Consider the following 21413-nt stretch of genomic DNA (forward strand, 5'->3'; position numbering starts at 1 on the left):
ACAATGGATATCAAACGTCTCGAAGAGGCAGACCTGTCCGGCAAGACCGCGCTCGTGCGCGTCGACTTCAACCTGCCGCGCAGTGAGGACGGATCGATCAGCGACGATACGCGGCTTCAGGCTGCACTCCCCACGATCCGTTATCTACGCGAACAGGGCGCAGCGGTCGTGCTGTTGTCGCATTTCGGGCGTCCCAAGGGAAAGGTCGATCCGGCCCTTTCACTGGGTTTCGTTGCGGCGCCGCTGGCCGAAGCGCTCGAAACGCCGGTGCGTTTTCTCTCTGCGCCGAATATCAATGCGCTGGATGATCTCGGTTCCGGCGATGTGCTGCTGATGGAAAATACGCGCTTCCAGCCGGGTGAGACGACGAACGATCCCGCGCTGGCAAAGGAACTGGCCGAATTTGGCGATCTGTTCGTGATGGACGCCTTTTCCGCCGCCCACCGCGCCCATGCCAGTTCTGCCGGCATTGCGGACTATCTGCCGACCTATGCCGGGTTGGCGATGGCGCGTGAGCTGGATCATCTGGCGGCCGCGCTGGATCATCCCGAAACGCCCGTTATGGCCATTGTCGGCGGAGCCAAGGTCAGTACCAAGATCGATCTGCTGGAAAATCTGGTCACCAAGCTCGACCGCCTCGCCATTGGCGGTGGCATGGCCAATACTTTTCTGCTGGCCAAGGGTCACGATGTCGGCAAAAGCCTGGCCGAGCCCGACCTGATCGGCAAGGCGACTGATATTCTTAAGGCGGCGCAGAAAGCGAATTGCGAAATCATTCTGCCGGTCGATGTCGTCACGGCAACCGAATTCAAAGCCGGTGCAGAGACGCAGGTCCGCGCCATACCCGATCCCGGCAGCGACGGCGTCAAGTCGGACGAGATGATCCTTGATGTCGGACCCGAAACTGTGACCGAGTTGATGGACGCGATGGACAAGTCCAAGACGCTGATCTGGAACGGACCGCTGGGCGCGTTCGAAACGCCGCCTTTCGACACCTCGACCATCGAAGCGGCGAAATATGCGGCGCGGCGGGTGCGCGCCGACGCGCTGATCGCGGTTGCTGGCGGCGGGGACACGGTTGCGGCACTCAACGCAGCCGATGTCGTCGACGCCTTTACCTTCGTCTCGACCGCAGGCGGCGCATTTCTGGAATGGATGGAAGGCAAGACCCTTCCCGGCATCAAAATTGTGACAAGAGGGAGCGCGTGAAGATGAGCAAGATGGATGAAATGGTCGCCGTGGCAAACGCCATGGTCGTGCCCGGCAAGGGCATTCTGGCGGCGGATGAGTCGACCGGGACGATCGGCAAACGCTTCGCTTCGATCGACACGGAGAATGCGGAAGACAATCGCCGCGACTGGCGCGACATGCTGTTCCGCACGCGTCCCGCCATGGACGACCATATTTCCGGCGTCATTCTGTTCGACGAAACCATCCGGCAGAAAGCCTCGGACGGAACCTCCATGGTCGATCTGATCAAGGCGACCGGTGCCATTCCGGGCATCAAGGTCGATAAGGGCATTACCCCTCTGGCCGGACGTCCGGGCGAGACTATCACCCAAGGTCTGGACGGTCTGCGCGAACGGCTGGCGGAGTATTATGCGCTCGGTGCGCGCTTCGCCAAATGGCGGGCCGTGATCGAGATTTCCCATCCCGACGTGGCCGTGGGCCGCACGCCTACGGAAGGCGGGATCAAGGCCAATATGCACGCGCTCGGTCGCTACGCCGCCCTGTGTCAGGAAGCGGGTATCGTGCCGATTGTCGAGCCGGAGGTGCTGATGGGCGGCGCGCATAGCGTCGAGCGCTGTCACGAAGTCACGGAACGCTGCCTCAATTCGTTGTTCACCGAACTCTATGAACAAGGCGTGGCGCTGGAAGCGACGATCCTGAAGCCGAACATGGTCGTGGCCGGAAAGGAATGTGCGGATCAGCCATCGCGCGAAGATATTGCAGCGCGCACCATCAAGGTGCTGAAGGATACGGTCCCGGCGGCTGTGCCGGGCATCGCCTTCCTGTCTGGCGGGCAGGCGAATGAGGAAGCGACCCGCAATCTCGACATGATGAACAAGATCGGCGGCTTCCCCTGGAAACTGACTTATTCCTACGGGCGCGCCTTGCAGCAATCCGCACTTTTTGCCTGGCAGGGCAAGGCGGCGAATTACGATGCTGCGCAGGCGGCCTTCGCGCACCGCGCGCGGATGAATGGTCTGGCATCCAAGGGCGAATGGTCGCCGGAGGTCGATGCCGAAGTCGACGCATAGACCGGGCCTGACGATTGAGATTGCCCGGCTGGACGCAGCCTGGCCGGATATCGACGATCTGATCCGCCCGGCTGTCCAGGCCGCCCTGTCCACCGTCGATGCCCCGCTGCTGGGCGAATTGTCCATCGTGCTGAGCGATGACGATAAGGTCCGGACGCTGAACAGGGATTTTCGTGGACGGGATAAGCCGACCAATGTCCTGTCCTTTCCAATGCCGCCGGAAACCGCGATGATGGGCGACGTCGTTCTGGCACGCGAAACGATTGCGCGCGAAGCGCGGGAGCAGGGCAAGTCCTTCCCCAACCATTTTGTCCACCTTCTGATCCACGGGGTGCTGCATCTTCAGGGCTTCGACCATGAGGCCGATCAGGATGCGGCGGATATGGAAGCGCGCGAAGTCCGGGCCTTGGCGTGTCTGTCGATTGACAATCCCTACAGCTCGGATAGTGGCTAGCGCGCTATGACCACCGATCCATCGTCGCCTTCGGACCAACCCGACCCGGCGTCAGAATCCGTAAAGCCCTCCCTGTTCAGCAAGGTCTTCCGCCGTCGCTCCGTCGATGCTGGCACGGAGGAGGCTGCCTCGCCAACCGCGAAAGCGGCGGCGCAGGAACGGATGATGGACGCGGCAGAGCGCTTCCACCTGCTTCGTGTAGACGATGTCATGGTGCCGCGGGCCAACATTGTTGCCATCGAGAAAACAGCGACACTGAAGGAATTGTCCAAGGCGTTTCGTGATGCGGGTCATTCCCGGCTGCCGGTCTTCGAAGACACGCTCGATAATCCGATCGCCATGGTCCATATCAAGGATCTGCTGCCCTATCTGATGTTCGATGCGCGCGGGCGCACGGCCAAGACCTATCCGGACCGGAAAGTCATCCGGACCATCAAGCGCCCCGTCCTGTATGTGCCGCCCTCCATGCTGGCTCAGGATTTGTTGCGCCGGATGCAGGTTCGGCGCATCCATATGGCGATCGTGGTCGACGAATATGGCGGGACGGACGGTCTGGTCACCATCGAGGATCTGATCGAGCCGATCGTCGGCGACATTGAAGACGAACATGATGAACTGGACGACACGCTGAGCAAGGTCGTGCGGGATGATGGCAAGATCTGCTGGGACGCCGATGCGCGCATGAGCATCGATGCATTCGAGGAGGCGATCGGACGCGACTTCGCCACACTGGACGAAGAAGAGGAAGTCGATACGCTGGGCGGGTTGGTCTTCACCCTGGCCGGACGCGTGCCGGAGCGCGGCGAAATCATCGTTCACCCGCAAGGGGTGGAGATGGAAGTCGTCGACGCCGATCCGCGCCGGGTGAAGCGGTTGCGTGTCACCCTGCCGAAACAGACGGCCCCGACGGCCGAGGACGTCGCCGCCATTCTGAGCCACCCATGAGCGAACGCCGTCGCGGCGTCGTGGCAGTCCCGCCCCTGGCTCGCCGACGCGGCTGGCTGGCGGGACTCGCCGTTACGGCTATCGGTGCCTTTGCGGCGCTGGGTTTTGCGCCGTTTCACATCTGGGGCGCGACACTTCTTTCGCTGTCGCTCCTGTTCGTCCGGCTGATCGGGGTCTCGGATGGGGACCGCCCTGTCCGTGCCGGGTTCAGAACCGGGCTGCTATTCGGCCTGGGCTGGTTTTCTGCCAGCTGCTTCTGGATCGCATCGGCCTTTATCCAGCGCGGCCCGGAATTCATCCCCATGATCCCGCCGCTGGTCGGGGGGCTGGCGATCCTTCTGTCGCTCTTCTGGGGTATTGCAGGGGCGCTGACCGTCCGTTTCGCGCGCGGGCGATCCGTATGGTGGGCCGCTGGCCTCTTCATTGCGACCTATATGCTGGCCGAACTTGCGCGCGGCCATGTCCTGTCCGGCTTTCCGTGGAACATGGCGGCCTATGCGTTCGAACCGGGCGGCGCGATCAGTCAGAGCGCCAGTCTGGTCGGCGTCTATGGGTTGAGCCTGATCGCCTACGGGATTGCGGCCCTGTTCGGGATCGCCCTGCTGACCCGCAACGCGATATCGGCTGTGGGCGGCGTGGCCATTCTGGTCGTCCTGTTCTCCTTCGGGCAGCTGCGTCTGGCCTCCGCATCGACCGATATTCAGCCGGGTGTCCTGCTGCGGCTTGTCGACGCACCGTTCCACCAGTCGGAGAAGATCAACCCGGCCACGACCAATCAGGTGATCGACAATCATATCCGCGCCAGCCTTGCGCCGGGGTTGGAGGATGTCACCCATCTGGTCTGGCCCGAAGGGGCGGTCAACGGCCTTGCGATAGAGGATGAAAGACTGCTGCAAATCATGGGTGAACTGCTGGTTCGCGCCGATGACAGCCCGCCGGTCTGGTTGATGAATTCGCTCCGGATGGAGATAAGCCCCGACCCGCGCACCGGTGTCGCCAAGTCGCGCTACTATAATAGTGCCGTCGCCGTAACGTTTGACGCTTCGGGCTTCCCGGCGATCGCTGCAACCAATGACAAGGCCAAGCTGGTCCCCTTTGGAGAGTTCATTCCGGGTGGGGAAATCGTAGAGCAGATCGGGGCGCGGCTCGTGTCAACGGCGCTCGGCTCGATCACGCCGGCACCGGAAAAGCGGATTGCGCAATTTCCGGGCCTGCCGCCCATTTCGCCGCAGATCTGTTACGAAGTCATCTTTCCGGGTCTGACGCCACGCGCCCGCAATGGCCGTCCGGCTCCGCAGGCGATCCTCAATCAGAGCAATGATGCCTGGTTCGGGGCGACAACTGGCCCGCATCAGCATGCCGCCATCGCGCGCTACCGCGCGATCGAGGAGGGACTGCCGCTGATCCGCTCCGCGGCGAACGGGATTAGCGGCGTGTTCGATCCCTACGGACGCGCCGATCGCGTCCTGTCAGCGGAAGGGATCGACCATCTGGATGCAGTCCTGCCCATGGCCATTGGCTCAACTGTTTCGATGAGGCAGGTCAATGCAGCGCTGCTCTTGATTAATCTATGTTTATTCTTACTAGGGGCGATTGGTTCGCGCCGTAGTTAGGGCTCGCGGCGGTTCCACAAGAAATAAGAGCCCCCGGTGGAAGGGGATATAACCATGACCAGCAAGCACGCACCTCGATCTGCAAACCCCGTTGACGTCCATGTCGGCGCGCGCGTCCGCCTGCGACGTCAAGTCATGAAAATGAGCCAGGAAAAGCTTGGCGACCAGCTGGGCGTGACGTTTCAGCAGGTTCAGAAATATGAACGCGGGACCAACCGGGTCGGCGCGTCCCGGCTCTGGCGTCTGTCGCAAGTGCTGGAAGTTCCGGTTTCCTATTTCTTCGAAGGCATGACCGATCAGATCGAAGCGGGCGAGTTCGGCGAGAATGATCAGATGCCTATCGTGTACGACTTCATCAACAGCTCCGACGGCGTTGCACTCGCCAAAGCTGTCAGCCAGATCAAGAACAAGGCCGTGCGCCGCCAGATACTCGAACTGGCCCGCAGTCTCGCCAAAGACAGTGCTGCCAAGAGCGACTAACTTGTCTTGAGGCGGACGCGCCGCTAGGCCGCCCGCCATGAATTCCCAACCGGACGACACCCGTTTCCGTACCTTTGGCCGCGCCAAGGGCCGGACCCTGACAGTCTCGCAACAGGCCGTCATGACCGAACATTGGCCGCGGCTTGAGATCAGACCGGGCGATACGCTGCCGGACGGTCCGATCTGGCTTGAAATCGGCTACGGCATGGGATCGCATGTGTTGCATCTGGCACGGACCCATCCGGACATGTCCATCATCGGCGCGGAGCCGTTTCTGAACGGGACGGCCAAAGCTGTACGTGGAGCCGCCGAAGAGGGGCTGGACAATCTGCGTCTGTTTCGGGGCGATGTGCGCGAATTGATGACCGAAATGCCGGATCGCTGCCTGGAACGTGTCTACATCCTCTTTCCCGATCCGTGGCCGAAGTCGCGCCACAATAAGCGTCGCCTCATCCGGACAGCCTTTATCACAGAGCTGCACCGGCTCATCGCGCCGGGCGGATCGCTGATCTTTGCGTCCGATATACCGCATTATGTCGACTGGGCGCTGACCCGCTTCCGCAGCCATGCGCGCCAGACAGGCGGCGGATTTGTCTGGGATGGCAGCGATCCGAAACAGCCACCAGAAAACTGGCCGGGCACCAAATACGAAGCCAAAGCGCGCCGGGAAGGGCGGACCCCCTACTGGTTCACCTTCACGCGGGTTTGACCTCTTGACAGAATAGGGTGAAAAGCCCCCAACCTGAGAGAGGGGCAGTGCCATGTCCGGACCCAACATCGACTTGGAAGAGCGTAATCCGCTTGGCGGGCTGGACCGGCTCGTCACGGGCGCCGGATTGGCGATCATTGCTGTCTTTCCGACACTGTTTGTCGCAATCTTTCAGCCCTGGAAGCTGGCCCCTTTGCTGATCGCGGATGATCCTGATGGGCGACAGGGCATGATCCTGTCGCCCGGGGCCTATTTCGTTCTCTCGCTGGCCGTCATTCTCGTCTTTGTCGGGTCACTCGTCACGCCCGAAATCGTGCAGAGCAATGGCGGTGCAATCGGTCCGAAACTGGCTGTCGATGTCGCGGCCGCCGCCGCAGAGGGTGATATCTGGAAGACCCTGTCGCGGATCGCGCCGGTTTTCGTCGCGGCCGTGCTTTTCGGTATTCTCGGTCGGGCTTTAACGCGGTTCGCGGGGGAATGGTGGGATATACGCGTGTCCTTGCGGGCCAGCTTCTACGCCATTGCGACCGCGATCTGCTGGATCATCTTGTCGAGCCTGATTATCGACGCTGCTGGCGTGGCGATGGAGGGCTGGAACAAGCAGACCCTCTACGATCTCAATACCATCCCGATCCTGTCTCTGCCCATGTGGGTCTATTTCTGGTGTTTTCGAATGGGTGGGTCCATGTCCACGTTTCGCGCGCTCGGGCTGACAGCCGCAATGGCCGTTCTCATCCTTGGTTTCTTCCTCGTGTTCAGCCTCGTTCTCAACGCGATCTGAACCGCATAGCGACACTTGCCAAGACGGTATGCGAGGCCTATATGAGCCTCACATCGCCGGATCTGGCAGTTGCCAGCCAGGCGGCCCCCGGTCACGGCGGGCCGTTTTTTTATTGGGACTTTGAAGGATCGTCTTGAAGACCAAGACCCATATTGATGAGCGCATTCTGGCGCTTGCTGAGCCCATTGCTGCAGATCTGGGTCTGCGGATCGTGCGCGTGCGCGTCATGGCCGGAAAACGCCGGACCGTGCAGATCATGGCTGAACGTCTGTCCGACGGCCTGATGGGGATCGAGAATTGCGAAGCGCTGTCGCGTGAGCTGTCGGCGACGATGGAAGTGGAAGATCCGCTGGACGATGCCTATGTGCTGGAGGTCAGTAGCCCCGGTATCGACCGGCCTCTGACCGCTATCGAGGATTTCAGCGCCTATGAGGGCTATCTGGCCCGGCTGGAGCTGGACCGCATGGTCGAAGGGCGCAAGCGCTTTCGCGGCGTGCTGGCAGGGGTCGAGCCTGATCCTCAGGGGTCGAAAATGGTCGATATCAATCTCGACGGGGATGATGAGCATACGACCTCGATCCCGTTTGACTGGATCGCCGAGGCCAAGTTGCTGATCACGGATGAGCTGGTCGCCGAGGGTCAACGCAAGAAAGACGCAGCGAAAGCTGCTGCTTCGAACAACGAAGAAGAGGAATAGTACCGTGGGTATCGCCGGCGTTTCCGCCAACAAGCTCGAGTGGCTTCAGATCGCGAAAGCGGTTGCCGAGGAAAAGAGCATCGACAAACAGATCGTCCTGCGTGCGATCGAGGAAGCCTTCGAACGGGCCGCCAAGATGCGTTACGGCGCTGAGCTGGATATCCGCGCCTTCCTGCATCCCGAGACGGGCGAGATGAGCCTGCGACGGGTCATGACGATCGTGGCCGATGAAGAGGTGATGGAACCCCAGGCGCAGGTCGGTCTGTCGACCGCGCAGATGGATGATCCTGACGCTGCAATCGGCGCGGAAATTTCCACGCCGCTGCCCATGATCGAACCGAGCCGCGTGCAGACGCACTTGGCCAAGCAGGTCATTACGCAAAAGACCCGCGAAGCCGAACGCGCTCGTCAATATGAAGAATTCAAGGACCGCATCGGCGAGATCATCAACGGTATCGTCAAGCGCGTCGAATATGGCCACATCATTGTCGATCTGGGCCGCGCCGAAGCGGTCGTGCGTCGCGATCAGGCCCTGCCGCGTGAAAACGTCAAGCCGGGCGACCGGATTCGCGCCTATATCATGGATGTCCGCGAAGAGCCGCGAGGCAGTCAGATTTTCCTGTCACGCGCCCATCCGCAATTCATGGCGCAATTGTTCGCGCAGGAAGTGCCGGAAGTCTATGAAGGCACGATCCAGATCGTGGCCGTCGCCCGAGACCCGGGCAGCCGCGCCAAGATCGCCGTCTATTCCAATGACAGTTCGATCGATCCGGTCGGGGCCTGTGTCGGTATGCGCGGCTCGCGCGTGCAGGCCGTGGTCAATGAATTGCAGGGCGAACGCATCGACATCATTCCTTACACCGAAGATCTCGGGACTTTCATCGTCAACGCCTTGCAGCCTGCGACCGTCACCAAGGTTGTCATCCATGAGGAAGACGAACGGATCGAAGTCGTCGTCCCTGAAGAGCAGCTCAGCCTCGCCATCGGCCGTCGTGGCCAGAATGTGCGTCTGGCCTCGCAGCTGTCCGGCTGGGCGCTGGATATCCTGACCGAAGAACAGGAAAGCGAACGGCGTCAGCAGGAATTCCGCGAACGCTCGCAGCTCTTCATGGATGGTCTGGATGTCGACGAAATGGTCGCGCAGCTGCTCGTTTCCGAAGGCTTCGAGACGATGGAAGAAGTCGGCTATGTCGAACTGGACGAGCTGTCCTCTATCGAAGGCTTCGACGAGGAAACGGCGATGGAGCTGCAAGCCCGAGCCCGTGAATATCTCGAAAAGATCGCCGAGGAGCAGAATGCCAAACGGACCGAGCTGGGTGTCGAAGACGGCGTGCTCGAAATCGATGGCGTCACCCTGCCGATGGCCGTGATTTTCGGTGAAAACGAAATCCTGTCCGTCGAGGATGTGGCCGGTCTCATCCCGGATGATCTGACGGGTTATGTCGAATATAAGGACGGCGAGCGGATCCGCGAACCCGGTCTGTTCGAAGACATGAAGTTCACCGCCGAGGATGCGACCAACCTGATCATGCGGGCCCGTGTTCACGCGGGCTGGATCAGCGAAGAAGACCTCTACGCCAGTGCAGAAGGCGATGCGGAAGACGGAGAAGGCGCCGTCGATCCGGACGCCTATCAGGCTCCTGAACGTCCGATCGATGCCGCCGAAGCGCTGTTCAACAGCGACGGCGCGAACACAGAAGGAACAGGCGCATAATGCGCCTCTGACCCGGGCCGCTGACTGCGGAAACCGACATCAACGCCCCTGACGAGGGGGACAAGCGTGGCCACAAGTCGCGTGAGCGCCGCTGCGTCGCCAGCGGCGACGTACGCGATCCTGCGTGGATGGTTCGCTATGTTCTCTCGCCGGACGGCGCAGTGGTTGCGGATGCGCTCGGTAAGTTGCCGGGACGCGGCTGCTGGGTGTCTGCCGATGCAGATGCGCTGCGCCAGGCGGTACAGAAAGGGGGCTTCAATCGGGGCTTCAAGACCAAGGTCTCTGCCGATGCGGACGTGTTGATCGATCAGACCCGGACGCAGTTGCGTCGGCGCCTGCTGGGTCAATTGACCATGGCGCGCAAGGCTGGGCGGCTGGTCTTTGGCGAAACGGGCGTAAGGGAACCGGCCTCGCGAGGTGATGTGGCGATCCGGATCGAGGCCACGGATGGTGCACCCGATGGGCGTGGCAAGATCCGCACGCTTAGCCTGGCGACTGCACGCGAGATGTCCTCGCAAGGGGTGAAGCGGCCCGATCCGCCGGTCATCGGCTGTTTTACGGCCGCCGAGATTGGCCAGGCGCTGGGGCGCGATCCGGTCGTGCATGCGGCGATAATATCCGGCCCGATGGTCGGCGAAGTGAAGATCACCGCGCAGAAACTGGCCGGTTTCGAGCCATTACTGCCGCCCACCTGGTCCGATGCGCGGCATGAAATTGCGCTGGAACCACCGCCTTAAGGCGGTTGAATAAATAGGTTTTGCCGCTAGGTTGCGGCCCGTCGCAAGGCGGGACGCATGGATGGCGGTCTCCAAGGTGGACGAATGGGTTGGGCAGCCCGGACGACCGCCCCGACGAATTGACGAAGTGAAAGTGAAGCATGAGCGACAATAATAACAACCGTCCCCGCCGCCCCGGCGGACCTGGTGGACCCACACGCAGCCCGCGCCGCACGACGGCGCGCCCTTCGGCTGTGGTCGTGGAAAAGAAAAAGAAGCGTCTGGTCAAGCCGGGTGCCGGTGGGACAGGCGCAAGCGGCGCCAAGCCGAAAATTCAACTCAAGCCACGTGGCGACGCGGCAGCGCCGAAGGCTGCGCCCAAGCCAGTCACGCCGAAAGTCGACGCACCGGCTGCAGCTGCCCCCACAGCCAAGGCCGAACCCAAGGCCGTGAACATTCCGGCACCGGAAGGCGCGACGGCCCGTGCATCCAGCGGACCGCAAGCCGCGACGCCGAAAAAAGCCACACCGACCAAGGCACCGACCCTGGCCCCACCGATCAAGTCGGCTGCAGAGGCCAAGCCCGCACCGACACCGAAACCCGCTCCGACTAAAGCGGCCGCACTCACGGAAGAGCAGATTGCCGCCGCTGCGCGCGAGCAGGGTCTGTCTGTGGCCGAGTTCAAGGTCCGTATGGAAGCGCTGCAGAAAGCGCAGGCTCAGGCCGCCGAACGCGCTGCCAGGAAGGCGGCCGAAGCCGAAGCGCGTCAAGCCCGCATGCGTGAAGAGCAGGAAATGCTCGAAGCCAAGAAACGCGCTGAGGAAGAAGCCGAACTGAAACGGATCGAGGAAGAGGAAGCCGAAGCCCGCCGCAAGGAAAAAGAAGAGCAGGAGCGTCTGCAACGCAAATCTGTCGGCTCGCCGCTCGAACGCGGCAAGACCGAAGCCGAGATGAGCGAGCTGGAAAAAGCTGGCGGTCGCATCAAGAAGAAACGCAATACGCCGCCGCCGACCCGCTCCAAGGGCGAGCAGAAGCGTCGGCGAGGCAAGCTGACGATCGTGTCCGCCCTCTCAGGTCAGGAAGATCGCCAGCGCAGCCTGGCAGCGGTCAAACGCAAGCGCGAACGCGAACGTCAGCGCCGTATGGGCGGTAGCGGTTCGCGCGAGAAAGTGCAGCGCGAAGTCACCGTTCCAGAAACCATCACCATTGCCGACCTCGCCAATCGTATGGCCGAGCGCGGCGCCGATGTGGTGAAATACCTGATGCAGCAGGGCACGATGTCCACGCTCAACGATGTCATTGATGCCGATACGGCACAGCTCATTGTTGAAGATTTCGGTCATACGGTCAAACGGGTTTCAGAGTCCGATGTCGAAATGGACTTCCTGATCGACGACACGCCGAGCCAGGAAAAGGACCGCAAGCCGCGTCCACCCGTGATTGCGATCATGGGGCATGTCGATCACGGCAAGACCTCGCTGCTGGACGCATTGCGCGCGACCGATGTCGCCGCGGGCGAAGCCGGCGGGATCACGCAGCATATCGGGGCCTATCAGTTGCAGCTGAAATCGGGTGACAAGATCACCGTGCTCGACACGCCGGGCCATGCGGCCTTTGCGCAGATGCGGACGCGCGGCGCGGAAGCCGTCGATATTGTCGTTCTGGTCGTGGCCGCCGATGACGGGGTGAAGCCGCAAACGATCGAGTCGATCCGCTACGCCAAGGCAGCCGGGAAGCCGATCATCGTCGCCATCAACAAGATGGATACGTATGAAGCCAATCCGCAAAAGGTCGAAACTGACCTGCTGCAATATGAAATCATCACGGAAAACATGTCCGGTGACGTGCAGGCGATTCCGGTCTCGGCCAAGGAGAAGACCGGCCTGACCGAACTTGCCGAAGCGATCACGCTTCAGGCCGAACTGATGGAACTGAAAGCCAATCCGAAACGCAATCCGGACGGGCTGGTGATCGAATCCCGGTTCGAGAAGGGGCGCGGCGCCGTCACGACCCTGCTGGTCAAGCGCGGCACGCTTAAACGCGGCGACATGATCGTGGCCGACGAATATATGGGCAAGGTCAAGGCGATGATGGACGAGCGCGGCAAGCAGGTGAAATCTGCCGGTCCGAGCGTTCCCGTCGAAGTGATGGGCCTGGACGGCGCACCGATGCCGGGCGAGCCCTTCGCCGTGGTCGATGGCGAGAAGAAAGCCGGAGAGATCGTCGAATATCGTCAACGCAAGAAGAAGCAGGATGCGGCAGCGCAGCCTTCGGCTCTGGCGTCGATGGAACAGATGATGGCCAAGCTGCAGAACAAGGAAGTGTCCGAACTGCCACTGCTGGTCAAAGCCGATGTTCAGGGCTCCGCCGAAGCCATCAAGGCGTCGCTCGAAGGCCTGTCAAACTCAGAGGTCAAAGCCAATGTCATCTATGCGGCGGCGGGCGGTATTTCCGAATCCGACGTGCAGATGGCCATGACGGCGGGTGCGCCGATCATCGCGTTCAACGTCCGACCCAATAAGCAGGCCAAGGAACTGGCCGAACGGGAAGGCGTCGAAATCCGCTACTATTCGATCATCTATGAGCTGATCGAATATATTGAGGGCATTCTGACGGGCATGATCAATCCGGAGCGCCGCGAAACCTTCATCGGCTACGCCGAGATCCTGGAAGTGTTCAACATTTCCAAGCTGGGCAAGGTTGCGGGCTGTCGCGTCACGGATGGTCGTGTCGAACGCGGCTCCGGTGTGCGTCTGCTGCGCGACGATGTCGTGATCCACGAAGGCACGCTCAAGACGCTCAAGCGTTTCAAGGATGAAGTCGAGAAGGTGCAGAGTGGCATGGAATGCGGCATGGCCTTCGAGAACTATGAAGACATCCGCAAGGGCGATCAGATCGAGTGCTTCACGGTCGAAATGGTCGATCGCTCGCTCGACGATGTCGCCATGTCCGACATGGAAGCGGAAAGCGCGAGTGCAAGCGCAAGTGCAAGTGAGAGCGAAGACGCCTAGATCTTCCGCATCGATACACAAAAGGATCAGGGAGGCTCCGGCCTCCCTTTTTCATGCGTGGCGTTCGGCCTGCAGGGCTAACAGCTCTTCCAGTTCGGTGGATTTGCGTCGGGCCAGACGGTAGCCATAGATCATCAAGGCAGCCACCAGCAGAAGAGCAGGCACGATGATCGCTAGCAGGATGTCCGGATTGGCTGCATCCTCATGACCAGCCCGGTCAAATAGATAACCGACGCCATACCCCAAGCCAATGCTGGGCAGGGGTGTTAGCAGAAAATAAAGGCCGAGATTGCGCGCGGCCCGTGTGCGTTTAATCAGAAAAGGCAGGAGTTTTCCTGGTTCTTCGGAATAGGCGGCGATCAGCCGCGCCTTGTCACGGCGGTATTTCCATACGCTCCAGATGAGGCCGCCAGCGCCAAGCAGGCTGAGAAGTCCCTTTGTCGGAATGCGACCGAGAAACTCCAGGGCGAGAATAACGATCAGCGAAATCAGGCTGACGGCAAAGCTGATCCGGTTGACCCGGCGCAGCGCCCGGTTCTGTTTCTGTAGCCGTGCTATCAGCTTGTCGGCGTCTAGCGGCGGGGCAGAACTCTGCCACAGGGATTGCAAATCGCTCATCGTCCTGTCTCCATCATGTCTCTGAGCGTGTCTTTGCTACGGTGAAGCCGGACCCGCACATTGCCGGGTGTCAGGCCCAGAACGTCGGCGATCTCCAGATTGTCAAATCCTTCCAGATGCAATGAGACGATCTGTCGGCTGGCGACAGGCAAATTCCGTACAGCTGTGAGAAGACGGTCGCGTGCCAGGGACAGGTCCGTAACCTCTTCTGCACTTTGGGACGGATCGATCATGTGACTCAGTGCGTCATCGCCCTGTTCAGCCGGTCTGCAGGTGGCTCGTCGCACATGATCGACGCAGACATTATGCGTAATCCGGGCGATAAAGGTTTTCAGGCTCGCATCGCCGCGGAAGGTCGGCAGAGCACGGTAGAGCGCGAGCAAGACATCTTGCGTCAATTCTTCGATCAGGGCCGGACGACGTTCATAGGTAGACGCAATCCGGCCGATCAGCGGCGCCTGTTCGCGCACAATGGTCTCAAAATCCAGAACCCCGGTCATACTGGCCATAGTCGCCGTCAAAGCAGATATGTTACAAACATCTTCAAAGACGCTTTTTTGTAACGAATATCCTCATTCTCCGACTGTTCTCCCGTCAAACACGGGAGTTTACAGATGACACATTTTGATCGAAAAAACGAAACGTCAAATGCGCACCTGCTTCGGGCAACGATTATGGGTTCGCTAGGGGGCTATGCCGTATTGTTGGGCTTACTGTTCGCCGTTCATGACACCCCATGGGGCGTCATGGATCGGCTCACCCCTTTTCTGATAATCGGTAGCGCAGGTCTGGCTTTGTCGATCGGCCCGCTTATATTCGCGCGTTGGCAGGAAAAGCGTCCGATTACGGGTCGTGGACCGGGCAAGGCGTGTTCGCACGAAGCGCTGGCCCCGCAGCGGATCATCGGCCTGATGGCAATGGGCATGATGCTTGGTGCCCTGATCAGTCAGACTGTGAAACTTTTCATCAGCTAAGTCATCATCAGCCAGAGGAGACCATCATGAAAGACATATTCATAACCGCCGCGCTTTGCAGTTTGCTGACCGCAACGCCGGCGCTGGCCGCGCCGCCCGCCTGGGAAATTACTGATGCGGATAGTCGCGTCGTTCTGTTCCCGACTATCCACGTTCTGCCAGACGGGCTCGACTGGGAAACGCAGGCCCTGAAAGCTGAAATTCAGCAGGCGGATGAAGTCTGGTTCGAAATCGAGGATGCGACATCGCCACAGGCCGTGGCCGAGATTCAGGCGCTGATGGGCGAAAAGGGATTGTCGCCGGACATGCCACTATCCAAGCGTCTGAGCGAGGATCAACTCGCCACGCTGACAGCGACCTTGGACTCGCTTGGCGTTCCGCTGGCGCAGATCGACCCGATGCGGCCCTGGCTGGCGGCGGTCATGCTCAGCATGACAAGCCTTGTACAGGCTGGGTTCAATCCCGAAAACGGCGTCGAGAAAGAGCTGGAAGACGATTATGCGGATCGTCCCCGTCGCGGGCTCGAAAGCCCCGCTTTTCAGGTCGGCATGCTCGCCAGTCTGGAAGGTGACGACCAGGTCGGTTTTCTGATGAGCAGTCTGGATGATCTGGACAGCATCGGCGAGACGCTTTTGCAGGTCGCGCACGCATGGTCGAAGGGCGATGTCGAAATGATCGAAACTGAATTGCTGGCCGAAATGCGCGCAGATTATCCAGATATTTTTGCGGCCATGTTCACCAACCGGAATGCGAACTGGGCGGAGATTATCGACGCGGAGATGCAGGGCTCAGGCCGTGATTTCATTGCCGTCGGCGCGGGCCATCTGGTGGGCCCGGAGTCGGTCCAGTCCATGTTGCAGGCCCGTGGCTATACAGTCCGCCGCATCAGTCTGGTCGACGAATAGAGGTCGCAGATGGGGACGCAGACTGCGCCCCCATCGCCCCACATGGATGATTGTCCGGGCTGACTGTCTCTAGAATCTGCGCCCGAAGCCGACACCGACGATCCACGGATCGATTTGCACATCGGACGTGACGATCAGTCCGCCAGCATTGGCGACAACGTCGGTTTCCAGGAACAGTTTCTTGACGTCGATATTGGCAAACCAGATGTCATTAACTGGAATATCGACCCCGGCATTGAGCGCCCAGCCAAATTCGTCACTATATTCGATCGTGTTGGCGACCGGGCCTGAGTCGGCATTGAAGAAGGCCGTATAGTTGATCCCGGCACCGACATAGGGACGGACCTTGCCCCGCGGATTGAAGTGATATTGCGCGGTGACCGTTGGCGGCAGCAGCCAGACATCGCCAAGATCGACATCGCCCAGCAAGGAGTTCTCGACCGAGACGTCATGCGGCGTGACGGCGAAAATGGCTTCGACAGCGAAGTTTTCGGTGAAGAAATAGGAAATGTCGAGTTCGGGGACGATCTGGTTCTCGATCGACACAGTACCGCCCAGCGGAACGGTCGTGCCCGCTTCATCCGGCATGACGGACAGGCCGCGAACCCGCACGAGCCACGGATCATCCACTGATCCGGCCAGGGCCGTCGGGGCGACCATGAACGGGGCCGCGATCAGACCGCACAGCATCGTGGTCTTCAGAATGGATGACTTCAGAAAATCTTGTCTGGGAAGGGATGGCGTCAGCATAATGGTCTCCTTGTTCTGACGCGGATCCTGTCCGACATTTCGCAGGTCATAGATGTGATGGGCGACACGAAACCGTTCCGTTTCCGACGCTGCGGGATCATCTTTCAATTTCGCGGCGCGGTCCCTATCTGCATCGTCATGGCCCGCAACAGACCTCCTTCCCAACGTCAGCTCAAGGCAGGCGAACTTATTCGCCGCGCACTGGCGGATATTATCAACCGCGAGGACCTGCGGGACCCGGCCCTGCAAGGTGTCAGCGTGACCATCGCCGAAGTGCGGGCATCGGCGGATTTGAAGGTGGCGACGGTTTTTGCGGCGCCGCTTGGGACCGACGCGGATGCGGACGCCGTCATTGCGGGCCTGCAACGCTGCGGGCGGTTTCTACGCGGACGTCTTGGACGCGAACTGGAAATGAAAAGCACGCCGCGCCTGAATTTCAGGCTCGACACCACCTTCGATACTGCTGACGATATGGCGCGCCTGCTGGCCCGCCCTGAAGTCGCGCGCGATCTGGGTTCGGAAGAGGAATGAAAAAGCCGCACCGGAGGGCGGCTTTTTGTTTCACAGTTACGGATGATCTGCCATCAGGCAGACTTGGCTCTAGGAGATCGGCTCGCCCGTGACGGTAGGCGGCTGGAGAGGGTCCATCGGGATCGAAACTGTATCAGGATATTTGTAGATTGCGCCGGTCAGCGCATCGACGCCGACACCGATCGGCCCACCGAGAACGAGGTTGCCTGCCGTAGAGCCCTCGACCTTGCCGGAAATAGTGCGACTCGCCGTCTGATAACCAGTCTTGTTGCAGGTAATATTCAGTGCCTTGCTCGAACGGGGCAGTTTGACGTCTGCCGGTGTCTGAAATTGCTTGTTCACGGCGAAGTCGGATCCACCTTTTGCTACGCAATCCGCGCCCGTCACTGAGCCTGTATCGAATTGTACGAGCTGGTTCTTGCCGTTAACGACGGTGGAGCAGGCCCCCAAGCTGATGGCGCAGGCGGCTAGTGTCAAAAATCTGATGGTCATTAAAGTCCCCCATAATCCGCGCCCTTCGATGACAGCTAGTCGGCGGCGACAAGACACTCAACCAAGCGGTTCAGTTTATGACGAATTTTCAATGAAGATAGACCGTCCTTCTTGCCAGACTCTGTTTGCATCGCCAAGCCCCCCCCCATGGACCCCAACGGACGTAATCGACGCAAGCGCGGGCAGGCCGTGCATGGCTGGGTGGTGCTGGACAAGCCGCTGGAGCTTGGCAGTACCAAGGCCGTCGCAATCGTCAGGCGGCTAATGGACGCCCAAAAAGCCGGTCATGCAGGAACGCTCGATCCGCTGGCGACGGGGATTCTGCCGATTGCACTGGGCGAGGCGACCAAGACGGTGCCGTTTTTGATGGACGCGGCCAAATCCTATGAATTCGACATCGCGTTCGGGGTCAGTACGGCGACGCTGGACGCGGAAGGTGACGTCACGGGAAAGAGCGATGCCCGCCCGACCCGCACAGCCGTTACCGGCGTCCTGCCCCGCTTTATGGGTACGGTGGAGCAGGTGCCGCCCAGATACTCCGCCATCAAGATCGACGGCAAGCGCGCCTATGATCTGGCGCGGGCAGGCGAAGCAGTCGCGATGAAGACGCGCCTTGTCAGAATCGACGCTGTGACGATGACAGCCTTTGACGGCGACACGGCATCCTTCACCGTCGATTGCGGCAAAGGTACCTATGTGCGCTCCTTGGCGCGCGATATTTGCGTCGCCCTCGGTGTGGACGGGCATGTGTCCCGGCTGCGCCGCACACGGGTCGGGCCATTCGATCTGCAACGGTCATTGACGCTGGACGCGCTGTCGGAATTATGCGATGGCGCGCGCGCCGATGAGGGGTTGCTGCCGCTCTCGACCGCACTGGACGACATCCCGGTGCTGGCCGTGACCGACCCGCAGACGACCGCTTTGAGGCAGGGCCGTGCAATCGCCGCCCCCCAATCTCTCCAATCCTCTGCCCTATCGAATAGGGAATGGATATTGGCCGAGGCTGAGGGTTTGCCAATTGCGCTGTGCCAACCACGTGGAGAGGAGCTTTTTCCGAAACGCGTGTTCAACCTTTGAACGCAATATGGAGAAACCGATGTCGATTACCCCAGAGCGTAAGGCCGAACTGGTCACTGAATACGCAACCAAACCCGGTGATACCGGATCCCCCGAAGTCCAGGTCGCGATCCTGACGCACCGCATCAAGACGCTGACTGAACACTTCAAGACCAACGCCAAGGATAACCATTCCCGCCGCGGCCTTCTGACCATGGTCAATAAGCGCCGTCGCCTGCTGGATTATCTGAAGGACAAGGACGAAGCCCGCTATCAGGACCTGATCAAGCGACTGGAACTGCGCCGCTAGGCCCCGTTCCTGATAAGAATAAAGCCGCCGAAGAGGGCTTCGGCGGCTTTCGTGCATTCAGCACATTCGAAAAAAGCGTCCACCCGCCATTCAAGCCCATTGAGGGATACCAGCGCGGGGCAACGGACGTCATACGTACGAAACGAAAGACTACACACATGTTCAACAAACATTCCGTCACGATCGATTGGGCGGGCCGCGAGCTCACATTGGAGACCGGTCAGGTTGCCCGCCAAGCCGACGGTGCCGTCATGGCCACTTATGGCGAGACCAAACTGCTGGCGACAGCCTGCTATGCCAAAGAGGCGCGTCCGGGGCAGAACTTCTTCCCGCTGACCGTCAATTATATGGAAAAATTCTATGCCGCCGGTAAGGTGCCGGGTGGCTATTTCAAACGCGAAGGCCGTCCGACCGAGCGCGAGACGCTGATCTCCCGCCTGACCGACCGTCCGATCCGCCCGCTGTTTCCAAAGGGCTTCCGCAACGAAGTTCAGGTGGTAATCACGGTCCTGCAGCACGACCTCGAAAACGAACCCGACATTATCGGCATGGTTGCGGCGTCTGCTGCTCTGGCCTTGTCCGGCGCGCCTTTTGCCGGTCCGATTGGTGCGGCCCGCGTCGGCCTGATCGATGGTGATTATGTCCTCAACCCGATGCTCGACGAAATGGTCGAGTCCGAACTCGACCTCGTTGTCGCCGGGACGCACGAAGCCATCATGATGGTGGAATCCGAAGCCAAGGAACTGACCGAAGAGCAGATGCTCGGCGCTGTCATGTTCGCTCACGAAGCCTGTCAGGACGTCATCGAAGCGATCCACGATCTGGTCGAAAAAGCCGGCGCCAAACCTGCTTACGACTATGTCACTCCAAACCTCGAAGACGAGAAGAAAGACGTCAAGAAAATCGCCGAGAAAGGCATCAAGGCGGCTTACAAGAAGAAAGACAAGATGGAGCGCCAGGACGCGCTGCGCGATGCCAAGGCAGACGCCAAGACCAAACTGGTCGTTTCGGATGAAAATCCGCATGGCATGACCGAAGCCGTCTTCAACGACGTGTTCAAATCCGTCGAATCCGAGACGGTTCGCCAGAGCGTGATCAAGACCAAGAAGCGCATCGACGGTCGCAAGACCGACGAAGTGCGTCCGATCGAAGCCATGGCGGGTCTGCTACCCCGTACGCACGGGTCCGCTCTGTTTACGCGCGGCGAAACGCAGGCCATCTGTGTGGCAACGCTGGGCACGTCCGAGGACGAGCAGTTCGTTGATCAGCTGACCGGCACGATCAAGAACAAGTTCATGCTGCACTATAATTTCCCGCCCTACTCGGTCGGGGAAACGGGACGCATGGGCGGCACGTCGCGTCGCGAACATGGCCACGGCAAGCTTGCCTGGCGCGCGCTGCAGGCGGTTCTGCCCAGCAATGAGGACTTCCCCTACACGATCCGTCTGGTGTCCGAGATCACTGAGTCCAACGGCTCCTCATCCATGGCGACGGTCTGCGGCTGTTCACTGGCGATGATGGATGCGGGTGTTCCGCTCAAGCGTCCGGTTTCCGGTATCGCCATGGGCTTGATCAAGGACGATAATGGCGTTGCCGTTCTGTCGGACATTCTGGGTGATGAAGATCACCTTGGCGACATGGACTTCAAGGTTGCCGGGACAAGCGAAGGCATCACGTCTTTGCAGATGGACATCAAGATCGCCGGCATCACGGAAGACATCATGGAAACGGCTCTGGCCCAAGCCTATGACGGTCGCCTGCACATTCTCGACAAGATGAATGAAGCCCTGACCGAAAGCCGTGAGAGCGTCGGCGAATTTGCCCCGCGCATCGAGCAGATGAGCATTCCGGTCGACAAGATCCGTGACGTCATCGGTTCCGGCGGCAAGGTCATCCGCGAAATCGTCGACACGACAGGTGCCCGCGTCTCGGTCGAAGATGACGGCACGATCAAGATCGCGTCCAACGACCAGAAATCCATCGACGCCGCCAAGGAATGGATCACATCGCTGACGGCTGAGCCAGAAGCGGGCAAGGTCTATAAGGGCAAGGTCGTCAAGGTCGTCGACTTCGGTGCCTTCGTGAACTTCTTCGGCAAGAAGGACGGTCTGGTTCATGTCTCCATGATCAAGCCAGAGCGCGTCAATCACCCGTCCGATTTCCTTGAAGAAGGACAAGACGTCTGGGTCAAGCTGATGGGCTTTGACGATCGCGGCAAGGTTCGCCTGTCGATGAAACATGTCGATCAGGAAACGGGCGAAGAAGTTGAAGTCGAAGAACGCGCGCGCTCCAAGCGTGACGATGACGAAGACGGCGATGACAAGCCCCGTCGTCCGCGTCGCCGCCGTTCGCCGCGTAAAGACGAAGACTAGCTCGCGACGACGAGAAAGGCCTGA

At 60.2% G+C, this 21413-nt stretch carries 22 protein-coding genes; 18 read left to right on the forward strand and 4 right to left on the reverse strand.

Going from position 1 to position 21413, the window contains the following annotated elements; all coding sequences use genetic code 11:
- Positions 1-3: 3 nt before the first annotated feature.
- From AB6B39_RS02900 to infB, 12 genes are all read left to right on the forward strand, one after another.
- Positions 4-1209, forward strand: a complete 1206-nt coding sequence (locus tag AB6B39_RS02900) for a phosphoglycerate kinase (RefSeq protein ID WP_284371618.1) — start codon at positions 4-6, stop codon at positions 1207-1209.
- 2 nt (positions 1210-1211) lie between these two features.
- Positions 1212-2261 carry a class I fructose-bisphosphate aldolase gene (locus AB6B39_RS02905; protein WP_284371620.1) on the forward strand — a complete coding sequence of 350 codons (1050 nt, stop codon included), beginning with the start codon at positions 1212-1214 and terminating at the stop codon, positions 2259-2261.
- On the forward strand, positions 2242-2715 hold the full coding sequence (gene ybeY, locus AB6B39_RS02910; RefSeq protein WP_284371622.1) for an rRNA maturation RNase YbeY: 474 nt from the start codon (positions 2242-2244) through the stop codon (positions 2713-2715). The genes AB6B39_RS02905 and ybeY overlap by 20 nt, the downstream gene beginning before the upstream one ends.
- Positions 2716-2721: 6 nt before the next feature.
- Positions 2722-3660 (forward strand): hemolysin family protein, encoded by a 939-nt coding sequence (locus tag AB6B39_RS02915; RefSeq protein WP_284371625.1) that lies wholly within the window; start codon positions 2722-2724, stop codon positions 3658-3660.
- Complete coding sequence (lnt, locus tag AB6B39_RS02920; protein ID WP_284371627.1) at positions 3657-5273, forward strand: apolipoprotein N-acyltransferase; 1617 nt, start codon at positions 3657-3659, stop codon at positions 5271-5273. Before AB6B39_RS02915 ends, lnt begins: the two co-directional genes overlap by 4 nt.
- 54 nt (positions 5274-5327) lie before the next feature.
- Positions 5328-5753: a helix-turn-helix domain-containing protein gene (locus AB6B39_RS02925; RefSeq protein WP_284371629.1), complete on the forward strand. Its 426-nt coding sequence runs from the start codon at positions 5328-5330 to the stop codon at positions 5751-5753.
- Between the two features lie 37 nt (positions 5754-5790).
- Positions 5791-6462 carry a tRNA (guanosine(46)-N7)-methyltransferase TrmB gene (gene trmB, locus AB6B39_RS02930; RefSeq protein ID WP_284371631.1) on the forward strand — a complete coding sequence of 224 codons (672 nt, stop codon included), beginning with the start codon at positions 5791-5793 and terminating at the stop codon, positions 6460-6462.
- 52 nt (positions 6463-6514) lie between these two features.
- Positions 6515-7243 (forward strand): hypothetical protein, encoded by a 729-nt coding sequence (locus AB6B39_RS02935; protein ID WP_284371633.1) that lies wholly within the window; start codon positions 6515-6517, stop codon positions 7241-7243.
- 133 nt (positions 7244-7376) lie between these two features.
- Complete coding sequence (gene rimP, locus AB6B39_RS02940; RefSeq protein WP_284371635.1) at positions 7377-7940, forward strand: ribosome maturation factor RimP; 564 nt, start codon at positions 7377-7379, stop codon at positions 7938-7940.
- A gap of 4 nt (positions 7941-7944) precedes the next feature.
- On the forward strand, positions 7945-9654 hold the full coding sequence (nusA, locus tag AB6B39_RS02945; RefSeq protein ID WP_284371637.1) for a transcription termination factor NusA: 1710 nt from the start codon (positions 7945-7947) through the stop codon (positions 9652-9654).
- A gap of 38 nt (positions 9655-9692) precedes the next feature.
- Positions 9693-10391: an RNA-binding protein gene (locus AB6B39_RS02950; RefSeq protein WP_284371840.1), complete on the forward strand. Its 699-nt coding sequence runs from the start codon at positions 9693-9695 to the stop codon at positions 10389-10391.
- A 140-nt stretch (positions 10392-10531) separates the two neighbouring features.
- Positions 10532-13381, forward strand: coding sequence for a translation initiation factor IF-2 (infB, locus tag AB6B39_RS02955; protein WP_284371639.1), 2850 nt, complete (start codon positions 10532-10534; stop codon positions 13379-13381).
- Positions 13382-13432: 51 nt separating this feature from the next.
- On the opposite strand, the gene AB6B39_RS02960 is transcribed toward infB, so the two are convergent.
- Positions 13433-13999, reverse strand: a complete 567-nt coding sequence (locus AB6B39_RS02960; protein ID WP_284371641.1) for a hypothetical protein — start codon at positions 13997-13999, stop codon at positions 13433-13435.
- A complete protein-coding gene (locus tag AB6B39_RS02965; RefSeq protein ID WP_284371643.1) occupies positions 13996-14508 on the reverse strand; it encodes an RNA polymerase sigma factor in 513 nt (170 codons plus the stop codon). Before AB6B39_RS02965 ends, AB6B39_RS02960 begins: the two co-directional genes overlap by 4 nt.
- 105 nt (positions 14509-14613) lie before the next feature.
- Between AB6B39_RS02965 and AB6B39_RS02970 the strand changes: the two genes are divergently transcribed.
- Positions 14614-14973: a hypothetical protein gene (locus AB6B39_RS02970; RefSeq protein ID WP_371398686.1), complete on the forward strand. Its 360-nt coding sequence runs from the start codon at positions 14614-14616 to the stop codon at positions 14971-14973.
- A 26-nt stretch (positions 14974-14999) separates the two neighbouring features.
- Positions 15000-15878 carry a TraB/GumN family protein gene (locus AB6B39_RS02975; protein ID WP_284371647.1) on the forward strand — a complete coding sequence of 293 codons (879 nt, stop codon included), beginning with the start codon at positions 15000-15002 and terminating at the stop codon, positions 15876-15878.
- Between the two features lie 69 nt (positions 15879-15947).
- Here AB6B39_RS02975 and AB6B39_RS02980 read toward each other — a convergent pair whose 3' ends face one another.
- Positions 15948-16736: an OmpW/AlkL family protein gene (locus tag AB6B39_RS02980; protein WP_284371649.1), complete on the reverse strand. Its 789-nt coding sequence runs from the start codon at positions 16734-16736 to the stop codon at positions 15948-15950.
- A 30-nt stretch (positions 16737-16766) separates the two neighbouring features.
- Between AB6B39_RS02980 and rbfA the strand changes: the two genes are divergently transcribed.
- Positions 16767-17159, forward strand: coding sequence for a 30S ribosome-binding factor RbfA (rbfA, locus tag AB6B39_RS02985; RefSeq protein ID WP_284371651.1), 393 nt, complete (start codon positions 16767-16769; stop codon positions 17157-17159).
- Between the two features lie 69 nt (positions 17160-17228).
- Here the strand turns inward: rbfA and AB6B39_RS02990 are convergent, their stop codons facing one another.
- Entirely contained in the window at positions 17229-17651 is a 423-nt protein-coding gene (locus tag AB6B39_RS02990; protein ID WP_284371653.1) for a hypothetical protein, read from the reverse strand.
- A 147-nt stretch (positions 17652-17798) separates the two neighbouring features.
- On the opposite strand from AB6B39_RS02990, the gene truB reads away from it, so the two are divergent.
- The 3 genes from truB to pnp all read left to right on the forward strand — a co-directional run bounded on the left by truB (position 17799) and on the right by pnp (position 21389).
- Positions 17799-18728 carry a tRNA pseudouridine(55) synthase TruB gene (gene truB / locus AB6B39_RS02995; protein WP_284371656.1) on the forward strand — a complete coding sequence of 310 codons (930 nt, stop codon included), beginning with the start codon at positions 17799-17801 and terminating at the stop codon, positions 18726-18728.
- A gap of 19 nt (positions 18729-18747) precedes the next feature.
- Positions 18748-19017, forward strand: a complete 270-nt coding sequence (rpsO, locus tag AB6B39_RS03000; protein WP_284371658.1) for a 30S ribosomal protein S15 — start codon at positions 18748-18750, stop codon at positions 19015-19017.
- 158 nt (positions 19018-19175) lie between these two features.
- A complete protein-coding gene (pnp, locus tag AB6B39_RS03005; RefSeq protein ID WP_284371660.1) occupies positions 19176-21389 on the forward strand; it encodes a polyribonucleotide nucleotidyltransferase in 2214 nt (737 codons plus the stop codon).
- Positions 21390-21413 lie beyond the last annotated feature (24 nt).

It is taken from the genome of Algimonas porphyrae, from assembly GCF_041429795.1.
GTDB lineage: Bacteria > Pseudomonadota > Alphaproteobacteria > Caulobacterales > Maricaulaceae > Litorimonas > Litorimonas porphyrae.